Annotated in this window: 16 protein-coding genes; 7 read left to right on the top strand and 9 right to left on the bottom strand. The window is 59.3% G+C overall.

Annotation, left to right across the window (positions count from 1 at the left end; genetic code table 11):
* Positions 1-8 precede the first annotated feature (8 nt).
* Positions 9-428 carry a hypothetical protein gene (locus VB144_10440; GenBank protein MEA4884051.1) on the top strand — a complete coding sequence of 140 codons (420 nt, stop codon included), beginning with the start codon at positions 9-11 and terminating at the stop codon, positions 426-428.
* On the opposite strand, the gene VB144_10435 is transcribed toward VB144_10440, so the two are convergent.
* On the bottom strand, positions 400-750 hold the full coding sequence (locus VB144_10435; GenBank protein MEA4884050.1) for an ATP-binding cassette domain-containing protein: 351 nt from the start codon (positions 748-750) through the stop codon (positions 400-402). The genes VB144_10440 and VB144_10435 overlap by 29 nt on opposite strands.
* A complete protein-coding gene (locus tag VB144_10430) occupies positions 751-1215 on the bottom strand; it encodes a GntR family transcriptional regulator (GenBank protein ID MEA4884049.1) in 465 nt (154 codons plus the stop codon). It abuts the gene before it with no gap.
* Between the two features lie 261 nt (positions 1216-1476).
* Here VB144_10430 and VB144_10425 point away from each other — a divergent pair, with 261 nt between their 5' ends.
* The 3 genes from VB144_10425 (at position 1477) to VB144_10415 (ending at position 10610) form a co-directional block, all read left to right on the top strand.
* Positions 1477-5379: a S8 family serine peptidase gene (locus tag VB144_10425; GenBank protein MEA4884048.1), complete on the top strand. Its 3903-nt coding sequence runs from the start codon at positions 1477-1479 to the stop codon at positions 5377-5379.
* 14 nt (positions 5380-5393) lie between these two features.
* Positions 5394-6290: a PorV/PorQ family protein gene (locus VB144_10420; GenBank protein ID MEA4884047.1), complete on the top strand. Its 897-nt coding sequence runs from the start codon at positions 5394-5396 to the stop codon at positions 6288-6290.
* Between the two features lie 159 nt (positions 6291-6449).
* Positions 6450-10610: a hypothetical protein gene (locus VB144_10415; GenBank protein MEA4884046.1), complete on the top strand. Its 4161-nt coding sequence runs from the start codon at positions 6450-6452 to the stop codon at positions 10608-10610.
* Positions 10611-11064: 454 nt separating this feature from the next.
* On the opposite strand, the gene VB144_10410 is transcribed toward VB144_10415, so the two are convergent.
* The 3 genes from VB144_10410 to VB144_10400 form a co-directional block, all read right to left on the bottom strand.
* A complete protein-coding gene (locus VB144_10410; GenBank protein MEA4884045.1) occupies positions 11065-12705 on the bottom strand; it encodes an IS66 family transposase in 1641 nt (546 codons plus the stop codon).
* Between the two features lie 79 nt (positions 12706-12784).
* A complete protein-coding gene (tnpB, locus tag VB144_10405) occupies positions 12785-13141 on the bottom strand; it encodes an IS66 family insertion sequence element accessory protein TnpB (GenBank protein ID MEA4884044.1) in 357 nt (118 codons plus the stop codon).
* Positions 13135-13443 (bottom strand): helix-turn-helix domain-containing protein, encoded by a 309-nt coding sequence (locus VB144_10400; GenBank protein MEA4884043.1) that lies wholly within the window; start codon positions 13441-13443, stop codon positions 13135-13137. Before VB144_10400 ends, tnpB begins: the two co-directional genes overlap by 7 nt.
* A 44-nt stretch (positions 13444-13487) precedes the next feature.
* On the opposite strand from VB144_10400, the gene VB144_10395 reads away from it, so the two are divergent.
* The gene (locus tag VB144_10395) at positions 13488-14207 is read left to right on the top strand and encodes a prolyl oligopeptidase family serine peptidase (GenBank protein ID MEA4884042.1); all 720 of its coding nucleotides are present in this window, start codon (positions 13488-13490) and stop codon (positions 14205-14207) included.
* A gap of 223 nt (positions 14208-14430) precedes the next feature.
* Positions 14431-16485 carry a hypothetical protein gene (locus tag VB144_10390; protein ID MEA4884041.1) on the top strand — a complete coding sequence of 685 codons (2055 nt, stop codon included), beginning with the start codon at positions 14431-14433 and terminating at the stop codon, positions 16483-16485.
* A 111-nt stretch (positions 16486-16596) separates the two neighbouring features.
* On the opposite strand, the gene VB144_10385 is transcribed toward VB144_10390, so the two are convergent.
* From VB144_10385 to VB144_10370, 4 genes are all read right to left on the bottom strand, one after another.
* Positions 16597-18138: a serine hydrolase domain-containing protein gene (locus VB144_10385; GenBank protein ID MEA4884040.1), complete on the bottom strand. Its 1542-nt coding sequence runs from the start codon at positions 18136-18138 to the stop codon at positions 16597-16599.
* A gap of 108 nt (positions 18139-18246) precedes the next feature.
* Positions 18247-18951, bottom strand: coding sequence for a flavodoxin family protein (locus VB144_10380; protein ID MEA4884039.1), 705 nt, complete (start codon positions 18949-18951; stop codon positions 18247-18249).
* A 45-nt stretch (positions 18952-18996) separates the two neighbouring features.
* On the bottom strand, positions 18997-19149 hold the full coding sequence (locus VB144_10375) for a hypothetical protein (protein MEA4884038.1): 153 nt from the start codon (positions 19147-19149) through the stop codon (positions 18997-18999).
* Positions 19150-19752: 603 nt separating this feature from the next.
* On the bottom strand, positions 19753-19923 hold the full coding sequence (locus VB144_10370) for a hypothetical protein (protein MEA4884037.1): 171 nt from the start codon (positions 19921-19923) through the stop codon (positions 19753-19755).
* A gap of 173 nt (positions 19924-20096) precedes the next feature.
* Between VB144_10370 and VB144_10365 the strand changes: the two genes are divergently transcribed.
* Complete coding sequence (locus VB144_10365; protein MEA4884036.1) at positions 20097-20906, top strand: MerR family transcriptional regulator; 810 nt, start codon at positions 20097-20099, stop codon at positions 20904-20906.
* Positions 20907-20999 lie beyond the last annotated feature (93 nt).

The following is a 20999-nucleotide window of genomic DNA, read 5'->3' as shown; positions in this document are numbered from 1 at the left end:
CGAGGAATTTGAGAATCAACCCCAGGGCGGCTAAGCTGTACATGGTCCTATTGCTGATGGTGATCGCTATCCTAAGCGGGGCGATCATCCGTGATCACAGTTCCATCGGGGTGCAGTACTTCGATAGATGGCAGCTGGCGGCGCTTGAGTTTCTGGCATACGTTACCGCCTGTTTCCTCTGGGATAGGAAAGCAGGCGGCGGCATGGCATTTGCGCGTGCCATTGGGATGCTCGTTGCCCGGACGGGGATTGCTGCGATAGCCGCTCTCGGCATCGCGCGTTGGTGGGCCGTAAGTCCATACGCGGCGGCATTTGCGCAGGCCGCGTATGGATCCCAGCCAGTTGTCCTTGGAGAGGTCGGGTTCAACCTCTTGGTGTTCGCCATGCCCCTGCAGGCCCTCAGGAAGCCTGATTGGATGATCTGGTGACCACATGGGATTGGCCTGGAAACCTCTGCTCAAGGAGTCTGTTTCCCGATACCCACGGTCGAGCAATACTGGCCGATACTGCGAGAGCGATTATCACAACGAGCACTATTGCCCTGATGGACACCCTGCGGCCCATTACCCTGACGCCGCCTGATGTGGGGTGTCCGATCCCCGCGATGATCCTGAGCAGGGTGGACTTGCCCGCTCCGTTCGGCCCGAGCAGCCCAACAATCTTGCCCTGCTCAATGCCGAGATTAACCCCGCGGAGCGCGTGGGATAGGTAATACCTCTTGTGGATATCGGCGATTTCGATGGCCTGCATCTATGTGCGCCTCCGTTCTAGTTCTGGTCGGACCGGCTCTGGCCTGTCGCCAATGGTTTCCGTGGGCCCGCCTGTTGCGGGATGGGTGCGTTCCTCGTCCTCGGAATTCGTCAACCGCTCAGACACGAGCCTGAGTATGTCGTCATCAGGGTGACGCAATCTCCTCATCTCAGCAACGAAGGATCGAACTGTGCTGTTGGTTACTTCGGATCGCGCGTTTCTGGCGATGCCCGGGTCGGCCACCACGAATGTTCCCTGCCCCCTAAGCGTCTCCACCACGCCCATCCTCTCAAGTTCCATGTAGGCCCTTTGCACGGTGTTTGGGTTCGCCTTCGCCTGCTTGGCCAGGTCCCGGACTGATGGGACCTTGTCCCCAGGCAGGAGCGCGCCTATGGCAGTATCCCAGAGGACGCTCCGCATGATCTGAATGTAGATGGGAATTGACTCGTCGAAATCGAACTCCATTTCACACCTCCTCCCCGCCCATGTATCTAAGTCTTAGTGCACTCGTGGCCTAACACACTAACCACATGTTACGCCTCGTGCGCCCATATGTCAATGCTTGCTTTGGGGGAGGAAGGAAATTCCCGCGCGGCGCCGAAGACTCCGTATATTGCTGCGGGACAGGCCTCAGTGGCCGCGATTGGAGGTGACCGTCGACCAATCGTAATTAGTAACCAGTAAACTCGAACCAGGAAATCAACAATGGACAAAGGGGGTATACGTGTGTCGAGACCCACTATGTGGAGGCGTGCTGCTCTATTGAGCGTCCTCGTCGTCATCTTGGCCGCATTCGGAGCGTGGGCTGCACCGGTTCTTCCGGCTACGCTTGCGCCAAGTGACACGGAATTCGAGGTATTCCCTATTCAGAGAGGCCCAAAGGCTCCGGAGTACGTTGATGGTGAAGTCCTAGTCAGGCTCAAGTCCTACGTATCGGCTGCAGACGCAGGCTCCAAAGCCGCCACGGCGGGTTTCGAGAGCCTGAACGCTTCCCTCGGCGTCGAAGTCGTTGAAGCAGCGGCAGTTAGCGACACTGCCGATGTATACCGGGTCAAGCTCCCGGCGAACATGACCGTCGAAGCGGCGGTCGCGCTCTACAGGTCCAAACCGTTCGTGCAGTACGCGGAGCCAAACTACCTGTGGTTCCCAGATGGCCAGCTGCTGCCGAATGATCCGCTGTTCGCTTTGCTCCTGTATGGGATGAACAACACCGGGCAGGAAAGCGCCACGGTGCGTTGGAAGCATGTGCCGCTTGCTGGAGCGGATATCGATGCTCCGGAGGCATGGGAGGTCCGCACCGACGCTTCGTCGGTGACCGTGTGCGTTATCGACCAGGGCATATCGATCAACCACCCTGATCTTGCCGCGAACATCTGGGTGAATGCTGGCGAGATACCAGGGAACGGAATTGACGATGACCACAACGGCTATGTTGATGACATCAACGGCTGGGATTTCGCCCACGATGACAACACGGTCTTCGATCCGTCGGACGGCGACCTACACGGCTCGCACGTTTCCGGCACTATCGGCGCCGTCGGAAACAACGAAATCGGGGTCGTAGGTGTTGCCTGGAAAGTAAGAATCATGTCCTGCAAGTTCCTGGCCCCTGGTGGTGGGGACACCATGAATGCGGTCAAGGCGCTAAACTACGCGAAGGCCAACGGCGCCGCGATCACATCCAACTCCTGGGGCGGCGGCGGGTACAGCGAGGCCTTGTACGAGGCCATCAAGAACTCGAACATGCTCTTCATCGCGGCGGCGGGAAACAGCGCTAGCGATGACGATCTCGCTCCACACTACCCGTCGTCGTATGATCTGCCCAACATAATTGCTGTCGCAGCCACCACATGGGACGACCGTATGGCCAACTTCTCTTGCTACGGGGCTCAGTCGGTCGACATCGGCGCGCCGGGGCACATGATATTATCGACCTGTACTGTCGGCGGCGCCGACGGCTACTACTTCATGGGCGGCACTTCGATGTCCACCCCTCACGTGTCTGGCGCAGCGGCACTGCTGATCGCCGAGTACCCATATAAGCCACAGTACGAGGGGGCGCCGGGCTGGGCGCAAGGCATGGAGACCATCAAAGACCTGATCCTCAACTCGGGCGATCCGCTTCCCGATCTCGTCGGTCGAACCACAACGGGCCGACGCCTGAACGTGGGCAACGCGATCAAGAGGATCTTCCCTGTAGGGATCGAAGAAGCAACGGCTGATGTCGCCATGGGCGCAGCACCACTGAAGGTGCGATTCGAGGCCAAAGTCGATGACACCAGCGTGACTCGGGACGCATGGTGGTCCTTTGGCGATGGCTCGGCGGATGTGCACGCCCTTACCGTTCCTGAGCATGTATACGCGCTTGAGGGCGTCTACATGGCGACTTTCTCCGCGACGAACGATGCCGGCGTGATCTCCAGGTATCCGATGCAGATCACGGTAGCGAACCCTGGAACCATAGTCTACGTGAACGACACAGGCGGATTCGCGGCAGTTGGCCCGCTCCTCGATGCGTCCTTCTTCAGATATGCGCTTGGGGACGCGGACAAGCCGTTCGTGGAGCTGAACGCGAAGTATCCGTTCAGTATTGCGAAAGCTACAAGCGCGAACCCGATATTCTGGGACACCAGCATAACTAGGTTCGAAACCCTGTCGCCTTTCGAGGAGATGGAGTTGGCGACGGTCCTCGAGAACGGCGGACGGCTGTTCATGGCGTCGCCAGATGTCATCTATGACCTCGGCATCGACTGGTTCGGCACGAATTACCTACATGTGGCGGATGCCATCGAGAACGTGGAACTGGAGAAGTGGTTTGGAATACAGGGAGACCCGATTACAGATGGCATGGAGTTGGATTGGCAGGTAAAGACCGGGAGGGACGACCTGATCTGGCCTGATATGGTCTCTCAGCCCATTCTCACGAATGACCAAGAAGGCATATCGGCGCTTCGCCACGCGAACGACACATATCGCGTGGTGTATCTGGCATCGCCGTGGATGTCGCTGCCCACCAACTGGGCGCCCCACGAGGGCGAAGAGCCCGAGAATCCTGATCCGAACAATACCACCTGCTTGCTCAACAAGGTGTACGACTACTTGATGGGCGACATCAACATTCCGCCTGCGATCGACAAGGCGGAGGCGAACCTGTATTTCGTGAAACCCGATCGGACCATTGCATTCACAGGCATTGCCCACGACCCAGATGCAATTGCGCCGACTGGGGCAAGAGTGGAGAACGGGAACGGCCTTACATATGAGTGGAACTTCGGTGATGGTTCGCCTGTTGCCAACACCGCCGAGGCTACCCACAAGTATGCAGAGGCTGGCGACTACTGGGCAACTCTCAAGGTCACTGACGCCGGGGGAGAGTTCGTAGGAGCAGAGCTCCACATCTTCGTGCTCCACGATGGCGGCGTCGTTCTAGTTGATGACGACGATGGCAAGCCGAACGAGTACTATTTCATCGATGTCCTCGACGAACTGGATGTGGACTTCGCGGTGGCCACGCCTTCTGAGGCAGCCCGCGGTCGTGCGGCGGCGTCCGGCCTTGAGCAGTTCAGGGTGATCTGGAGCTGCGGCGCTGACGGATGGCTCTCGGGCGATGAAGAGGGCGCGGTGGCGGACCTTCTCGACAAGGGAGGACGTCTGTTCCTGAATGGCCCTGAAGTCATGTGGGTCCTGGATCCCGCTACGAGCGCGTTCTCCCGGAACTACCTGCATGTGGTCGGGAAGATCGACGACGTGGGAACCAAGAAGGTCAGGGGCGTAGCCGGAGACCCGATCTCCGACGGTCTTCTGATCGACCTGGATTTCGGGGCGCTCTACGATGGCACTGACTCGCTGACGCTTGGCCCCGGCGCATCGCCTGTCTTCCTGAACGATGCTGGCATGCCTTGCGCTCTGCGGGCCAGCAATGGCAGTCGCCTCGTGTTCTTCGCCTTCCTGTTCGAGGCGATACCCAGCGCACCGCCAGCAGGCACCGTCGGCGCGAAGCAGGTTGAGCCGACGTTGTCGCAGCCAGCGACCATCCTCGGAGATGTTCTCGACTGGCTCAGCTACGCGCCTTCTGTGCAGGTGACTGCGCCTGTGGGCGGGGAAGTGTGGTATGGGCCTAAGCTGATCAAGTGGACTGCGACCGATCCAGAGGCGGAACCCCTCTCGATCACGATCCAGGTATCATTTGATGGCGGCGGCGCCTGGCAGAACATAGCTTCCGGCGAGGCCAACGATGGTGAGTATCTGTGGGACACCACGAAACTTGCTAGGGGCGGGAAGTGTACAGTGAAGGTCATCGCGACCGACCCGCATGGTGCGACCGGCCAGGGCATGAGCGGCGAGATCACGGTCGTCGTGGCGCCTCTCAACTCGTTCCTCGCTGGTCCAAACCCTGCATCTGGGTCAGTGAACTTCTACTTCAACACTGTTGGCCCAGCCACACTGTATGTGTACGATGTTGCAGGAAGGATCGCGTTCTCGCATGATGTTGCGGCAGGCGAGTACTTCTTCCAGTGGCAACTGATTGACAATGCAGGGAAGCCATTGGCCAACGGCCTGTACCTTGGTATTCTGGTAACGAAGGACGGCGTGAAGTCCGATACAATGCGGCTCGTCATTAGCCGCTAATTGGGGGTGACACAGTGAAGAGACTAAGCAATCTGTTCTTGGCGGTCGCCCTGGCGGCGATGCTGGCAGTTGCGCACGCGCCTGCGGCTCTGGCTTCCACGCCGCCAGCGGATCCTGTGGACACTGGAGCGATCCTCGACTTCGGAATGGGCGCAAGGGCGCTCGCGATGGGCGGCGCGTTCGTCGCGGTAGCCGATGATGGAACTGCGGTGTACTACAATCCTGCAGGGCTTGCGTTCGTGAAAGGGCACAACGTGACCTCGATGTACTCCACGGCTTACGGCGCAGGGAATTACCTAAGCGCCGGGTACGCCCAGAAGAACATCGGCGTAGGCCTGCTCGGGCTCATGGCCACAGTGGGCAGGACCGACGAATTCGGCAATCCAACGACTGACTTCTCATACCTGGACGGAGCTGTGCTAGGCGGATACGCCTACTCCTTCGGGAGCATGAGCGTGGGTGGTGCGCTGAAGCTGTACGGGCAGTCGCTTCCCGACAACCCAGGCTTCGGGGTCACCGGGGATGTCGGCGTCATGGTGAACCTGCCCAACGCCGCCGGGCTGAAGCTCGGTGCAGTTGGCAGGAACCTCCTGGGCACAGTGAAGTACAAGAGCGGATTCACCGATAACTTCGACCGGAAGATCGTGGTCGGCGCGTCGGTGAACCCCATCAGCAAGCTGATAGTGGCTGCTGATTTCGACATAACCGCGATGGCTGGGCATTTCGGAGCGGAGTATCAGATCCATCCCATGGTCGCGCTGCGCGCAGGCGGCGTAGTCGGGAAGTCGGGGGAGTCGGGAATGACGGCGGGCGTGGGGTTCGCCATCAACGGCTTCCACGTTGACTACGCGTATCAGATGCACGCGACTCTGCCGGATGCCCACAGGGTAGCGGTTGGCTTCTCGTTCTAGTGGATCCGGGGAGGGTCGACCCTGTCGCAGGGGTCGCCCTCCCCTCTCGTAACCTTCCCAAAGGCGGTTCGCCGGCGAGATGCACGGCGACCCGGATCGAGGTGACATGGGGAAATGCTGAATGCTCGTCGCGTACGAACACCCTGGGGGCCGGGTCGTGTGAGCGCTGCCGCGCACCTTGCCATCATCGGGATCGCCCTTGTGCTATGCCTGGCCTCGAGGCCAGTGTCCGCAGCCGCAACGGGGGCTGGGCCCGCGACTCCGCAGCTCCAAATAGATGGAGATGTGGAGTTTCGACTTAGAGGTGGGTGGGGAGATTCGGCTGCTCTTGCGGGATCTGGCTATCCCGTGGGGAGTATCGACTTTGCCCAGCTTCTGTCTTTCAACGTTACGGGGCGGATAGCCCCGGGGCTCTCGATCTCAGGGTCGCTCGATAACCGCAAAGACGGCAACCTGCAGGTCCTTGAGGTCACCCTCGACGCCGACCCTGTGAAGGGGAAATTCGGCGGGCTATCGTTCAGAACAGACAGCCCCTACGCGAACTACACTGCCCGCCTTCGCGGGTTTGAGCTCCGTGGGGTTTTCCCAACTGCCGCGGCCGGGATCACCGTGGGGCGAGTCCAGGGAATCGCCGCATCCAAGACCTTCCAGGGCAGCACCGCTGCCGAGACAATAGTGTACGAGCCTTCCGGAACCTACGCGCCTTCGCCTTCGCCGGCAGCCGGTGGACTTGGGGCGTCTCTTGAAGGCATGGAGTACTATGGCCTTGGCACTGAGTTCGATGCCGATTTCATGGGCGTGTGGCTTCGCTACACTGACGCAGTAGCGCCAAGCGAGCCGCGAACCCTGAAGCAGACCCTGGAGCTTTGGGATGTGGGGTACCTGTACAAGGACGGGCCCGCAGGGCAGGGGATCATCGCCTCAGGCGATGCAGTGTCAGTGGGGCGCGGGCAGTACGTGGCTGTGTCATCCACCCAGCAGATGCTGGCCTTGCGTGCTGAGATCCGGGATATCCTGCGAGGGCAGGTTCAGTCCTGGATACGCGAGTACAACAGCAAGAATGGGCTTGTGGGGTCTGCTCAGAAGCAGTACCCCTTCATTTATGGAAGTGAGACTGAATCCGCATTCCTGGAAGATCTGCTTGCAAGGCACGGGGGAATCATAGCGGGCACAGCCCCAGATGCATCGACTCTGGCTCTGGACGTTCCCGCAGGGTCGTACAATCGGAGGAGGCTATATGACCTTGGCCAGACGGATGTCGCGCCTGGCTCGGTTGCAGTTGAGCTTCGGCGAGCGGGGCAGTTCCTTCCCGCAGATGCCGAGGTCTCGCTATCGCCTCTTGTGTTCTACGACGCGGGCGTGATCGAGTTCCAGTTTCCGCCGACGTTCTTCTCGGAATACGATGGCATCAGGGTGAGATACCGTTACAGCGTGGCGCAGGGCATATTCCACCTTGGCATCTCCATTGCGCACGGGAGTGAGAAGGTGTTCCTGAACGGCGTCGCGCTCACGAGAGATCGGGACTATGTAATAGATTATGAGCTTGGCATTCTCACTATCCTGAGGCCACTGGGCGCCGAGGATGTTGTGAAGGTGGATTACGAGTATTTCAGAGGGCCGTTCGGCGCAGCGGCGGACTACAAGTCCAACTTTTACGGCGCATCGCTGGGCTGGAGTCCTAGTGATAGGCTGAAGCTTGGTCTGGACGTGGCGGTGTTCGCAGACGACCCCAGGTCTGCTGCGATGCCTGAGGCTACTCAAACCATGCCAAACCTCCATGGTGTGGCTGGGCTTTCAGGGAAGTACTCAGACAGGGCACTGTCCCTCTCAGTCGATCTAGGAATTAGCCGTGACCAGTTCCCCTTCGATGACAACAGGAAGCTTAATGCGGCTAACCGGGTATGGAGCGTCATGGCGGCATCCGACTCGGATTCCGTTAGGCATCTGATCTTTGCGCACCAGGACGGCATCTCGGTCGGGCCTGGAGTATTCCGCAATTACGGGGTTGGATCGGGACTGTCCGCCCCCGCCGTGCACGACATGGCGGCAGATGGAGACGTGTGGTTCTTCGCCACCGAGGGAGGGCTCACGGTGTTCCATGCGACGCCCGGGCCAGGCGGACAGGCGCCGTTTGACTACGCTTCCAACTGGAAGAGGCTGTACGTGTCCTCTGGAATCCCAAGCACCAATGTGACAAGTGTCGCTACTACGCCATGGGATATCTGGGTTGGAACAGACAAGGGCGCGGCAACGGCAGATCTGACAGACCTTGAGACCTGGACAGTCTATCGAAAGGGCGGGGCGGCTGGGCTTCCGTCGGAGAGCGTGTCGGACCTCGCGTATGATCCGTTGCAGGATCTGCTGTTCGTGGCGACAGACGCGGACGTCTCGTCGTTCACGGCAGGGCATTTCACGACGGAACTAGCTGGTGTATCGGCTGTCGCTGTGATATCGGGAACAGAGGCCGTTGGCGGCGCCAGGACGTTCGCAATCGCGGATGGCAGGGTGTACGCCAGGGCCGATTCCGGCGTGTGGGCTGAGGTTGCTGGCCAGGCTGATGCCCCTGGTGCGCAGGCGCTCGCGGTATGGAACGGTTGCCTGTGGATTGGGACAGCCGATGGGGTGCGCATGTGGGATGGCGCTGCCGTTCAGGCAGTTGCCTCCACGCGCGGGTTTGCTGTGAGTTCATTGGGCGTGGGGCCAGGGGCTGGCGGGGGCGAGGCTCTGTGGGCTGGCACGGTAGCGACGGCCGATTACAAAGTGGTGCTGTTTGAGATAGCAGGACTGGCAGTCGCCGTTGATCACGACGGATCCGACATGGAGATACCAGGGAAAGACCCCAGACGGTACGTGGACATCGCCGCAGCTGATCATGTGGTCACTGGCTACGCCGGCAGGGTGAACGCGAAGTACAACGTTGGCGCGGGCCACCTGTACGGAAGCTATGAGAAGGTGCAACCTGAGTTCGCCAGGCTGGGTGAGGCAAAACGGCAGGGCTTGGATGCTTGGCGTCTTGGGGTGCAGTTGCCTGTGGGCTCGAAGCTAAGCCTGAACGGCGAGCACTCGCAGACAGCTTATGAGACATACCCAGGCGCGCTCGGAGTGGGCGAGCCGAAGATAACGCATGTAGTGTCGAGCAGGGTGGGCGGGACTCTGGATATCGGCCCCCGCCTAGAGGCCTCGTACGTCGTGTCGCAGATCGATGAATCCAGTACAGGCGACGGGTTCGACCGGGAGGAGAGGACTCTGTCTCTCATGGCGAGGCAGAGCATCTGGCAGGATCGAATAACGCTTGGGGCGGGGTACGAGACCACAGACAGCGACAATCTGCTCAGCCCCGCAAGCTCGTATGCGCAGGTGAGCCTGAAAGGGGATGCCTCGCTCAAGCTCGATGCGCTGACTGTGAGCGCCAGCTACCGCAAGCCCGTGAAGACTATCGCTCCTGGACTTCCGGCGGAGCGAGTCGCTGGAACGGAGGAACTGAACCTCTCGGCACAGTGGGGCGCCAAGCTGGGCCCACTCACGCTCAGAGCCTACTACAGGCAGGTCGATCGAACAGATGTCGCCACAGAGAAGAAGCTCGATGACAAGCGGGCTGACCTCCGCGCCACACTCCCCGTGCTCAAGCTGGGGAGCCTGAGCCTTACGCCAAGCGCTGTGCTGAAGTGGGAACAGACGATTCCATTCTCAGGACAGGCCAGGCGTGCAATCGGGGCACAGACCTCACTGAATGGTTCCGTAGGTCAGGGCCGCGCATCGGCAGGGGCAAGCATCACGAGGTCGGACTATCCTGGAATCGACAAGGTATCCTACGACACCGAGACCTTCATCACGCTGAGCGGAGCGGGCAACGGGGTGTTCGTGCCACAGTTTGATCTCAGATGGAAGAGATCCCAGGCGGAGCGAGCCGATCTCGGCAAGTCCATTACGGACGCCCTCACCGGGTCTATCAGAGGGGTGTGGACTCCTCGCAAGGGGACGATGAACACCACATCCGTCGTGTACACGCTAACAGCGGCAGGAGGAAAGGCCAAGCACTCTCTGAGCCTGCAAGATGCGTTGTCACATTCGTTCTCTGACCGAATCACGGCCACCGTCGACGCGCTTGCACGTTCCTCCGCACCGTCCATTCAGGCTCTGGCGGGTGGATCGGAGTCGGATATCAATGCAGAGCTCAAGAGCGGCCTGCGCTACAAACTCACTGATATGTGGTCGGTGGGCCTAGCCCTTGGGTACCGCGCTCGCATGGCGCCGGGAACCAGCGGCGATCGGTTCACAGGCGGGTTCACAGCAGAGGCGAGCGTGAGGGCGACGTTCTAGCTAACTACACAGGGAGCTGGCGAGTCAGTTCCACAATGGATCCCGAGCTGACGCCAGCGGTCAATGTGGATGGAATGGATACTGCCGCGCGCTCGTTAGGTACTCTGTACCTGGGGCATTGCCGTGGCATTGGCTTGGATCGCGGAAGGCAACGTCTCGCACGCCGTTTACAGCCGCTGATGCGACTCCGTGGTTCTCAAGATTCCGGGCCCGCAGGCTGTCAATGTCGGCCAAACGTAAGCGTCAAATAGCGCCCACATGGCAATCTGCGTCTTGAAGGGCATAGGCCCGATCAGCGGACTGCCGTCTGTGATGGCCCCCGATGAGATACCCCCGTATGTGTCTGCGCGGGCCGCGGCGCTCCGCATTGGCCTAGATCTGGACGGAAGTCGAGCAGAAGCGCAAAACAGCCCCCACGCGGCTATCCGGTGGGGGCTTGATCACGCCTGTGCTGTTAGCGGCCTGTTCTGCAGGCGTTCGGCAAGGATGGAGAGAACGGAAGCAGCTCGTCGATGGCAACCGGGTCCTTGATGTCGATGTTCGGCATCCTCTCGAACAGGTAGCAGAGGTAGGCAAACGGGTTCAGTTTGTTCTGCTTCGCTGTTTCCACGATGCTGTAAATCACTCCGCTGGCCCTTGCCCCTTGCGGCGTATTGGCAAACAGCCAGTTTTTCCTTCCGATCACAAACGGCTTAATCGCCCGCTCGGCTCGGTTGTTGCTGATCTCGAGGCGACCGTCCAGCATGAACGCCTCAAGGTTATCCCATTGGCCAAGGCTGTATGCGACTGCCTGCCCCAAGGCGCTCTTGGGCAATGCTTTCAGTTCCTGGTCATGAAGCCATGCCAAGAAAGCGTCCAGCGCTGGTCGACTACGCTTCAGGCGGGCTTGATAGCGCTCGTCCGGGGAAGCATCCTGCAAATCGCGCTCAATAGCAAACAGGCGGTTGCAGAACTCCAGCCCTTCCTTTGCAGCTACCGGCGCACCGCGGTTCTGGGCCGGCAGCGCCTTTAGCGCTTCATCCCACTTGCGTCGTTCATGGGCCCAACAGCCCACCAACGTTACGCCGGGTATTCCGTGGTAGCCGGAGTAACCATCTACATGAAGATAGCCTCTAAATCCAGAAAGGAAGTCCTTCGGATGGCAGCCGGCCCTCGTTTCCTGGTAGTCGTAGAGCACGATGGGCGAATCGTATCTGCCAGTAAGGTAAACCCACATGTACGACTTCGACTCGGGATCTCGGCCAGGTTCATGAAGCACCTGCACCGTGGTCTCATCGGCGTGTAGGACGTCGTGCCCTTTGAGCAGGTCATGCATCCTTTCATACATCGGTTCCAGCCAGTGTTCGGAGCTGTAGATCATCCAGTTGGCCGTCGTCTGTCGAGAAAGCTTGACCCCTATTCGCTCCAACTGCTGCTCCAGGCGGTACAGCGGAAGACCGTTCCCGTACTTCTGATCCATGATGTAGGCCACGGCGGAGGGAGATGCCAGGCTGTTCTTGATAACAGGGTTGGGCATGGGCGCCGTCACGATGGGCGTTCTCTCTTCATTCCGCTGGCAATTGCGGCAAGCGTACACTTGGCGCTCATGCCTTACGAGCTTGACCTGAGCGGGGATGACTTTGAGTTCCTCCCTCGTTTCGACGCGCATCTCATGCATGGGGCCTCCGCACTGAGGACATACCTGCTCTTCTTCGAGAAGCCGGTATTCCACCGTCTCTACGGGGAGGTTCGCGAGCATGGCCTCGCGACGACCCTTCTGCTTGCGGCGCTCGTAAGTGATCTTCTCTACAGTGGGCTCGGGCAGAAGGGGATCGGCTACCGCCTCGGCTTCATTGAAAAGCCGCGGCTGATCGGGGTCGGTCCTCTCGCTGGAAACTCCGAACCGGCGCTGTTGGCTCAGGCGGAACTGTTCCTCATACCACCTAACCTTGGCAGCCAGCTCGGCGTTTTCCTGCCTCAGCCGCTCAACAAGGGCGTTAAGCTCAGCATACCGCGCAATCTGGGCGGCCAGCTCCGCATTCTGCCGTACCAGCTGGTCAACCAGGCTCTTGAGATGGGCTATTTCATTGGTTGTTGCAGCGGTTGCATCATTCATACTCTATGTATTCGATATCCGTCGCCCAGTACCTGCTGCCTTGGCTCCCTCCCCGAAGAAAACTCTTGCGCCGCGGACTTTACAGCACTGTCCTGGCCGTCACGGCCGGGTGGGCCCTTTTCTGCGTAAGCGACAGCCCGTCCAACAGCCAACGCAGCTCGCGCCGGGTAACCGCCATCGCGCCGGCGCCAGGATCAGAGGGCCATCTGAACCTCCCCTTCTCAAGGCGGCGGTAGTACAGCCAAAAACCGTTGTGGTCCCACTCCAATATCTTGATCTTATCCCGCCTGCGGTTGCAGAAAACGAACAGGCAAGGCGAGAAAGGATCAAGATCGAAGCCTTCCTTGACGAGCGCGGCTAACCCATCAATCGACTTGCGCAAATCGGTGTTGCCGCAAGCCAGATACACGCGCCGAGCATCGGACTCGGCTAACATTGCTCGAGCGCCCTCACTATGTCTGTGAGCGCCTCCGGATCAAAACCCGGCTTTACAACGATGGTCGCATTGCCTACCCTAACCTCAAAGGCGCAATCCGAAACAGGCGGTTCGCCCGTCTGCAGTTGCAGCCACCGAGTCTGCTCCGCGAGCCGCGAGTCCTCCCTGAATTTCGCGATCCAGTAGTATAGCCGCCTGCTGTTGACGCCGTGTTCCCTGGACCATGCGCTGACGGTATGCCCGCTGGCCAGGAACTCATCGACTATGGGTCTCCATTTCGCACTCGATAGCGTCTCGGGCATAAGCAAATCCCCCTAGAATCGGTATTCTCAAGGGGGATTATCGCATGCTCGCCGGCATAGCTCCAGGTGGGCGCTATTTGACGCTTACGATCAATGTCCATGGAGGGCCCCAGGCCAGATTCGTGTGGACCCCAAATGAGCACGCGCTGCTGGCCTCAAACCTGGGGACAGCGGTGTTCTCGGTAGACTTTCGGTTCTCCAGCGGATATGGCAACGAGTACACCGACACCGCGAGCCAGAACATGCTCCTGCCACAGCAGGATGTTTTCGAAAGCGTTCAGTGGGCTATAGAGAACGGAATCGCGGATCCCGAATGCATTGGCATTATGGGGCACTCCTACGGAGGGCACATCTCGTTCTACCAGGCGGCAGTCCATCCGGACACCTACAAGGCAGTCATTTCCCTGATGGGGGTATGGGACTGGACCGACCTGGGCGTCGAACTCACAGACGGCGCTCCCGTCCCGGACTACCACAAGTGCTCCGCGCCCGAGCCCCATACCGAGCTAGCCCGGGTACTGTCGCCATCAAGCTATGTTGACTCGCTCAAGTCCCCCATCCTTATCGTCTATTCAGGCAATGACGATGCAGTATACCCCAGCCAGAACATACGGGCCATCAAAGAGCTGACAGAAGCGGGTAATCCACCCCATGTAGTCTACTTGCCTGCCGATGGCCACATGCCGGGCACGGTGGAGAGCATAACCGAGACTTTCGAGGCAATGCGTAGCTTCCTAGTCGAGAAGTTCCTCACGAGGAATTGAGGGCGCATTGAGCTGGTCTCGCCAAGGTAGTTGACATTGCAAGACTTCTGCAGGCTCCGTCAAGAGCCTTACGGAAAGCCCACAGGTGATGGGATATGCCGGCAAGCCCAACGGGGTTGGCAGGCGAGAAGGAAGTAGCCCGTCTCTGCACGAATGAAACGACTATTCGCTTGTGCCGAACGCATGCTCGCGTGCGTTCACAGATGGAGGTGCAGAGGACAACATGAGATGGATTGCTAGAACCATCGCCATTGCGTGTGCCATATGTTGTCTTGTCACAGCAGGTACACAGGCAAACACCTGGCAGGGCTCTTCAGAGGGAGACGTCACCGCACTGGCTCAGAGATTGCTGAACGAGCACTATGACAAGCTTGAGCCGGACGAGAGGCCGCATGTAGATGACCGGATCGCAATGTTAGGTGCAGCCGAGGCGGGGACACTGGAAAGCGCTAGAGAGGCCTCCTCGGCGGCTGTGATCATCTCAGCCACGGCTTCATCCCAGCATATGCCCATCGTCCTCGCCTCCGCCGCAGCTCAATCTGCGCCTGACGATCCTCTGATCGTCAACAACTTCGCAACCATACTTCGATCCATCGGGCGACTCGACGACTCCATCGCCGCGCTACTGCACGCCAATGATCTTGCGCCCTACTCGCCGGTGATCCTGACCAACCTGGGCAACTCGTATCTCGACAAAGGCATGCTCCATGAAGCGGAGGTTGCCTACAGCAAAGCCATTGTCTATGATCCTGATTCCGATGCCGCTCACTATGGCATGAGCATCATTTGGGTCAAACGGGGCAACGGCAACCTGGCCATGGCTGAGCTAGCCAAAGCCGCTCGCACGGGCTTTGTGCCGTCGATGCGCCAGGTGTACATAGGAGCGAAAGGATGCGGAGGGTCAGTTGGCAGGCCTTTCTCGGACGCAATCCTGAACGAGGAGACGACCGACTCTCAAAATGGGGACGGTTCACAGGATCAGGGCGGAGATGGCTCCAGACCCCAGGCCGACAAGCTGATACTGCCCACTCTCCCCAAGTGGGACAGTCGCATGGCGTTCTTGTCCACAGCGCCTAGCCTCCAGCCCTTGGCTCAGCAGATCATCGACAAAGGTCTCTTCGGAGCCCTAATGTTCGCGGCCCAGTATCACCCGGAAGAGCTGGCCGAAGGTATGGGCGACATGTTCGGTGAGATGTCCGGCGATTCGCCGTCTGGTGGCGACGATTGGGCTGATGACGGATGGGAAGATGACGGATGGGAAGACGACGGCGAATGGGCAGGCGACTCGCCCAGCAGCCTTCCGCAAGGCATACAGCTAAAGCCCCAGTATGGGCAGAAGCTCTTCATGCTGGAGTTGGTAAACGACTACTATGCAGACATGATCGCGCAAGAGCTCACAAGAAGTGGTGCACGCCGCAGAGAGATTGACGAGCGGTACGAGCGCGAGATGACCGAGCTCAAGGAAGGCGGGCAGTACAAGCAGCTAGAGCTCAAGATCATGGCAAACCAGGTATACGAAGCCAAGGTGCTGGCACAGACCATCAACAAGATGGGCGGGCAGATCGCCGACTCACATTTCTACGCATGGAGAGATCTCACTCTTGACTCCTATGGCCGTCTGAAATCCCTGCTCCTGGAGTACTGGAAGATGTCGGATGAGGTGACTGCCGGCATATACGATCAAGACGTGATTGACTACGTCAACGAGATCCGGGAGCTGACTGTATACTCGTCTTTCTTGCCTCTGGCCCTGGATTTCTCCACACTCCCCCAGGCTTACGCGCTTGCCGATTACATCGCTCCTATAGCCGACAAAAACGAAGACCTAAGCCAGTTCAAGCCACAGCCCATCGGCGAACTGACCGTGCCCAAGAAGGAAGCGAAGAAGTGCGGACTCAAGGACAAACTGACATTCGGCATTGGCCCCGCGTCATTCGCCGTGGATTGCGATAGTTGGGAGCTCGAGTTCCTCGCAGGGGTTGGCGGCGCCTACAAGCAAAATTTCAAGACGGGCGAGTCGGAGATCTCCGTACTAGTAGGAGCCAAGGCGGGAGCCGGAGTTGGTCCGATTAAGGGAGAACTGTCTGCCAAAGGCGGCGTAACGCTCCGTTTTGACAGCGACGGCGATTTCATCGGCTGGACCGACAAAGGCGAGCTCGGGGCGAAGACAGGCCTTGGACCGCTGTCGGCGGGTCAATCCCTCGAGACATCGGGCAACTTTGGTTCGGTAGCGGGGCCAAGGGTTGAGACGACATCAAGCCTGGGGCTCGAGCAGTAGCCCAGGTCTAGCTATCCCCTGCCCAGTCCCAGCACATGCCGCGTCCCGCCCAACACATGTGCGTGTCAGCGGGGCCCTATCGCGGCTCCGCCGCCTCCACACACGCAGCTGCTACCGCCTCCGAGCATCGCCGCCCCCAGGCCGAGCCGCGCAGTCGGCGAAGCGATCGACCATGACAACTGCTGTCATATAGATGCCCTGCACTAGGTCTGGCACGATAGCCAAGAGCAACAGCAATGCGATATCCGGCATGGAGTAAGCTCCCACAACTCGGAAATTCCAGGCCCTGGGCTCTCTGAGGATCATGCTGCCGAGGAACCGGTACAACACGATTATGGTGAGAGCCGGAATCAGTAGGCGCTGTGCGATTCGCCACGCCATCTGTCGGGCTGTGAGAGACCTGGCTTCGCGGCCCCATCCGCGCATTCGTACAAAGGAACGGACCGTAGTCACCAGTGAAATCAGGAAGACCGCAAGCGTGGCAATGCCGATCAGCTTCATTGAGATTCCACCCTCAGCAGGCTGTCGCCCGATGAGCAAGTCCAGCATGCCAGTCTGAAGCTGGCCGGAGGCTACCATGCCATCGATGAGGTGCTGCTGGTTCATGAGCAAAGCATAGCCGCGATGCCGGTCCTTTAGCAACGCCGTCTGACATGCATACACCTCGTCGGAGCCTCCATGGCCGCCAACCGGCTCTCCACGGTGTGACCAAGTGCTCCAGCCCATCCCATAGCTACTGCCCGGAGCTTGGGCAGGAGGCGACGCCATGAGCGCCACGCTATTCGAGGACAAGATCCTGCCGCCGTCATGGGCCCCTCCATTATCCATAGCGATCAGAAAACGGCTCAAGTCGTGTGCAGTTGAGACGATGTAGCCTGCGCCCAGCATGTAGGCGCGGAAGATTGGCTGGCGGGCTACAGGGAAACCAAACAGCTTGCTGTGCCCCTGAGCCAACTCCGCCTCCGGTGCGTCCTCTTTGCCGGCGTAGCTGTGCATCATCCCCAGTGGCCGGAAGATGTGTTCGGTAACATAGTCCGCATATGACTGCCCGCTGACTGTTTCGATGATCAGCGCTAGGATCGCGTAGTTCGGGTTGAAATACTGAAACGTGGTCCCCACAGGCGCAGTCAGCCGGGCATGCTGGAGGTCACGTACCCCTTGCTCAAGCGTCGCGTCGCGACGTAGCACCCGGTTGTAACCGAGCTCAGAGAGTCCACTTGTGTGGTTCAATAGATGGCGGGTCGTAATGCTCGTCGAAGCGACCGGGTCCGCCGTGCGGAACCAGGGCAGATAGGCACTGACAGGCGAATCAAGGTCGACTAAGCCCTGCTCGACCAGTTGCAGGATGGAGACCGCTGTGAATGACTTCGTCGTCGAACCTATGATCATCGGTGTATCAGGCGTCATGGGCCGCCCATGCCCTGCCGTGCCGTAGCCCTTGGCATAGATCATCTCACCGTCCTCAAACACCACAAGTGAGATGCCCGGGATACGATGCTTGTTCATCTGCTGGTCCACGAAGCGATCAACAGCCGACACGTCAGGAAAGCCTGCCACCGCATCGTCTGCAGCAAACACCGTCGCAGCCACGACGCCTAGAACACTAACTAGGACAACAGCCACTAGCCACCTCTGTCTTGCCCAAGGTCCCACTTGACGATCCTCCCTCAAGTCGCTTTCGGGTTCCCCTTCGCTGGAAGCAGGACCATCATCTCACAAGTGAGCTTGTGCAGCAATGCTACGAGAGGGTACAATCACCTGCTAGCTTTGTGATTCTGCCCTACCTATCTCCTCATCCCAGTGCTGGTTAGCGCGAGCCATATACTCCTCATCGCTCATCAGCTCAGCATGAATCCTCCTGACAGTCTCCTCAGAGACCCGACCGCCGGTGACAATCTCCTTGCCGGCCTGCCGCAGTGCGTCATAGAACTCGCTGATCGCCGGAATGGCGGCTGCTTCGGCATCGCAAAGGGCCTCTCCGCAGTTGCAATAGACCTCCAGCACAGGGGACATCTGAACAACCATGGCCTTCAGCATGTCGAAGTTATGCTCCCCGAGGAAGCCGCAATTCGCCACGCAGAACACGCGCGGGCATCGCTTGATTCTGCCATTATGATAGAAGGCGCCATCAGCACTCTTGCGGATGTGGGGTGTGGCTAGCGGCAGAAGTCTATCCATAAAGTCCTTTAGCAACCCCGTCATGTACATCGAGTAGACCGGGGCGCCCAGTCCCACGTAATCCGACTCGAGAAAAGGGTCTATAAGTCCGGGCATCTCATCGTTGATCACACACTTCCCCGGTGTCTTGCCCCAACAGCCAAAGCAGCCCCGGCAGTGCTTGATGTCGCGCTCCACAAGGAATACCTCTTCTGTTTCAGCCCCTGCCTCTCTTGCCCCTTCTAGCAGCGGATCGACAATCCTATGAGTGTTGCCGTTTCGCCCCCGCAGGCTGCCTCGGATTGCCATGCTGCCACCCCCACCGGACTTCTTACCACAACCCGTCTTCAGCACCTATGGGTGTTCAATCGCTTGATTTCCGAGGTTGCTTGTGAACTGCCCGACCAGCTCCTCAATTGCTCGCTTGTTCCAGATCTTCTCCAGAGCGCGCCCAAGCATCGGATCGTTGAAGCCGTCAACTCTGTGCCTGGAGCATTGCCTTGGCATCGCGGAGGGCAACATCCCGCCCGCCGCTCACAGCCGCTGATACGAATCCTTGGTTCTTGAGATTCCGGTCCCGCAGGCGCTCAATGTCGATCAAACCAGCAGTGTCGCACGCTCAATGTCGATCAAACCGGCATTGAAACGATGTCACTGCTGGATTCGTCGACACTGGGGGTCCGCTTCGCGCAGGCGAGGTTCGCGCGGACTACATCGCGCGCCCGGTCCATTTCCGAAAACGCGTCTAGCACGGACTGGTCTGTGGCACATTATGCCATGCCTCTCGCCGGTAAAGCTCCCCGTCGCGGATTCTGCCGAGGCGCTCGTTTGGAGGGCCTCAATGCTGGTTTCATCGACATTGCCGGCGTTTCAACGTCGATTCCATCGACATTGAAGCGATGTACACTTCCCGAGACGTCAACGAGCTTCCGGAACAGGGTCTTCGCCGTCGCTCCTCCCCGATACTCCTTCCCGATTGCATGCGCCATGAGTGTGTACTCTATCACTACAGGTTGCAAGCTGCCGAAACAGTACGGTGGGCACACCGTGGCAGTGGGGCACAGCGGGATTGCCATTGGCGGAGTGCCCTGTCCAGCAATCTTGATGACACTAGATCTCCAGGTATAGAGGGAGCCCGTGGAGTCGGACTGCGCATCTATTCTCAGCGATGATTGGGGTTTCCGAATCCCAGCGGGGCGCGAGCATCATGCCTCTATCGGGGATGTCGCAAAACGGCGACGGCTGCCGATAGAGGTTGTTCATTCTGATCGTGCAAGCCATAGCAGACCCTCCCCAATGCGATTATGGCGCTTCGGCGTTTTGTGGTCAATGCTGCTGCGCGACATGCTCTGCGGCGGAAAGGTCGCGCTTGACTCTCCCGCAACTGGAGGGTATATGTTGGAAATGCGATCGCGGTCACATTGCTCCTACGAGGCGCCTGGGAGGAAGTCAACATGCTGAAAATCGGAGATTTCTCCAGACTCAGCCTGGTTTCTGTGAAGACCCTGCGGTACTACGATGAACTCGGGCTGCTCAGGCCTGCGCGCGTGGACGGTTTCAATGGTTACCGCTACTACGCCGTCAAGCAATTGCCCCGTCTTAACCGGATCCTTGCGCTGAAGGACTTGGGTCTGTCGCTGGAACAGATCGGAGTGCTTATCGACAAGGAGGTGTCCACTGAGGAACTCCGCGGCATGCTCCGGCTCAAGCAGGCCGAGGTCCAAGACCGCATCGGCGAAGCCCGTGCGCAGCTTGCGCGTGTCGAAGCCAGGCTGAGGCAAATCGAGAAGGAGGGCGAGTTTCCTATGTATGAAGTGGCTTTGAAGAAGCTGCCTGCCCAGAACGTGGCGGCAATAAGAAAGACCCTACCCAACTATGGTCAGCTCAATACGCTCTTTGGCCAGCTCTTCGGCGCTATATGGGGCAAGGTGAAGTTCGCAGGCCCCACCATGACTATCTATCATGACTCGGAATTCAAAGAGGAAGACGTGGACGTGGAGGCGGCGATTCCCATTGAAGGGACGCTGCCGGCCGGCGGGCCCGTTCAGGCCAGGGAGTTGCCGGGCGGCGAGATGGCCTGCGTTGTGCACCAGGGTCCGTATGAAGGGATCGGCGAGGCGTACAACGCCGTCATGGCATGGTTGGAGCCAAACGGCTACCGGGTGGCCGGGCCGGTCCGCGAAAACTACCTGCGCAGCCCCGGCGACACCAACGACCCGACTCAGTATGTGACGGAAATCCAAGCGCCGGTGGAGAAGGCATAGGTAGAAGGCATAGGCAAGTAGAACGCCGGCCCTGGGGTCGACTCCCCGGGGCCGGCTGAAGACGATTCACGCACGGCGATGGGGATGGCTACA

The sequence above is a fragment of the Clostridia bacterium genome (assembly GCA_034926675.1).
In the GTDB taxonomy this organism is placed as follows: domain Bacteria; phylum Bacillota; class DTU025; order DTU025; family DTU025; genus JAYFQW01.
Note: the sequence above shows the minus strand (reverse complement) of the source record. Positions and strands in the feature narration are given on the sequence as shown.